This window comes from Gelidibacter sp., assembly GCF_035515035.1.
Taxonomy (GTDB): domain Bacteria; phylum Bacteroidota; class Bacteroidia; order Flavobacteriales; family Flavobacteriaceae; genus Gelidibacter.
Map to the genome: position 1 here is coordinate 1 of NZ_DATJCA010000092.1, position 2,008 is coordinate 2,008.

Annotated in this window: 2 protein-coding genes and 1 tRNA gene; all 3 read left to right on the forward strand. The window is 37.1% G+C overall.

The window, feature by feature from the left end:
* Positions 1–12: 12 nt before the first annotated feature.
* Positions 13–543: a DUF4136 domain-containing protein gene (locus VLZ86_RS07095; protein WP_325449938.1), complete on the forward strand. Its 531-nt coding sequence runs from the start codon at positions 13–15 to the stop codon at positions 541–543.
* Between the two features lie 210 nt (positions 544–753).
* Complete coding sequence (locus tag VLZ86_RS07100; protein ID WP_325449939.1) at positions 754–1,659, forward strand: leucine-rich repeat domain-containing protein; 906 nt, start codon at positions 754–756, stop codon at positions 1,657–1,659.
* A gap of 166 nt (positions 1,660–1,825) precedes the next feature.
* Positions 1,826–1,898, forward strand: a tRNA-Met gene (locus VLZ86_RS07105).
* The last annotated feature ends 110 nt before the right edge of the window (positions 1,899–2,008 follow it).

Here is a 2,008-nt window from a genome sequence, read left to right on the forward strand (position 1 = left end):
AAATAAAAAGCTATGAAAAAATCACTTTTTCTAATTGGACTTTCCCTAATGATAATATCCTGTGCTACTGTGCGTGTCAATTATGACTATGAAAAAGCCACAGACTTCAATACCTATAAAACCTATAATTATTATAGTGATATGAATACGGGGATGAGCGAATTGGATTCGAGAAGGCTTTTGGATGCTTTAGATGCAGGATTGCAGGCAAAAGGGATGACCTTATCAGATTCTCCAGACTTTCTTATTAATGTGAAAAGCAGCACCTATCACGAAGCGCAACGCAGTAATATGGGCGTAGGTGTTGGCGGCAGCGGTGGCAATGTAGGCGGTGGAATATCCATAGGTATTCCCGTAGGACAAGCAAAGGCTAACAGAGAGATTGTATTTGAATTTGTTGATGAAAACAAATCTGGACTTTTTTGGCAAGCTATTAGTGAAAGCGCCTATCAGGCAAACGCCAAACCAGAGGTAAAAGAATCTCAGTTCAAGGCCATTGTTGAAAAGGTGTTATCAGGGTATCCACCTGCACCTAAAAAGTAAAAATCACAAAGTGAAACTTTAGATTCAATCGTGGTAATTGGCGCCACTATTTTATCAAACGCTTAAAAAACTTTATTTACTCAATCACCTGTTTGTTAATGTGTTAAGGTATTACGTTTTTGACGACCATGCAGTTCGTCGAAAATAATTGGTTTTTCATCGATATTATTATACATTCGTCATGTAGATGTCTCAACCAAATATATTTTCATGAAAACTCTCAAACTTACACAATTGTTTTTTTTAATGACCATCCTATCTTTTGGCCAAATTTCAATTCAGGAGAAAAGCGCACTTATTTCACTGGCTAATGCCACCAAGGGTGATGCATGGCTTAAGCCTTGGGATTTGAATAGTCCTGTGGATACATGGCATGGTGTGGAGGTTGTAGATAACAAAGTGGTTTCACTTGATTTGGATTTCAATAATTTAGACGGGACTTTGCCGAATGAAATAGGAGATTTGATTCATCTTGAACATTTGAGTTTGTTTAGAAATGCAATTTCGGGGACTATCCCAACAAGTATCGGAAAATTAAAGGCATTGAAAGAGATCAACTTGGCGTTCAACAAGCTGCAAGGTGCTATCCCTAATGAGGTGACCACGTTGGCATCTTTAGAATCCTTACAGTTATTCATGAACGACTTATCGGGTCAAATTCCAAGAGCGATTGGCAATTTATCAAAACTGAAAGTCTTAGAATTATACAATAATAACTTAAGTGGTTCCATTCCACAATCTTTGGAGAATCTTACAAATTTGCAAGTGCTTGTCATCAGTAGCAATACTTTAACAGGAAAGCTGCCTTCCAACCTATCACAACTCAAAAAATTGAAATCATTAAGTGTATTTGATAACCAATTATTGGGTACAATCCCTGATTCTATTGGGGAATTAGCGAGCTTGGAAGAATTGGTTTTGTCGAATAATGCTTTTTATGGCGATTTACCCAATGAAATGGCAAAGTTGAGCAAGCTTAAGATCCTTCTTATAGGAAACAACAGTTTTAAAGGCGAATTGGCACAATTAGAAAAAAAGTTTCCAAATTTAGTGGAGTTCGATTATCAAAATACAAAGTCTGGTGGTGTGCTTGCTACTTTAGATACAGAAGATTAGCATCACGATCATGATATGATCGACTCTCAACATTGATTTGTTGGGAGTTTTTTATGAAATAAAGTTTTTATAATCAGAAAAAAGCTATTATATTTGCAGTCCTAAATGAGGCAGTCGGTATTATGAGCCGAGAGTTAAAAGCTAAGTGCAGCATTTAAATTTATATCGCGGGATAGAGCAGTAGGTAGCTCGTTGGGCTCATAACCCAAAGGTCACAGGTTCGAGTCCTGTTCCCGCTACTAAACAGGACAAATGAAATTTACTTTCGTTTGTCCTGTTCTTTTTTTGGAGTAATCCGTTGGTTATCTGAAAGATATAGTTTGCGATTACATTCATTCGAGCGGTTCGA

What these genes read in the sequence shown, in the direction of transcription:
- VLZ86_RS07100 (WP_325449939.1), top strand. Translation starts at nt 754, where the DNA reads ATGAAAACTCTCAAACTTACACAATTGTTTTTTTTAATGACCATCCTA.
- VLZ86_RS07095 (WP_325449938.1), top strand. Translation starts at nt 13, where the DNA reads ATGAAAAAATCACTTTTTCTAATTGGACTTTCCCTAATGATAATATCC.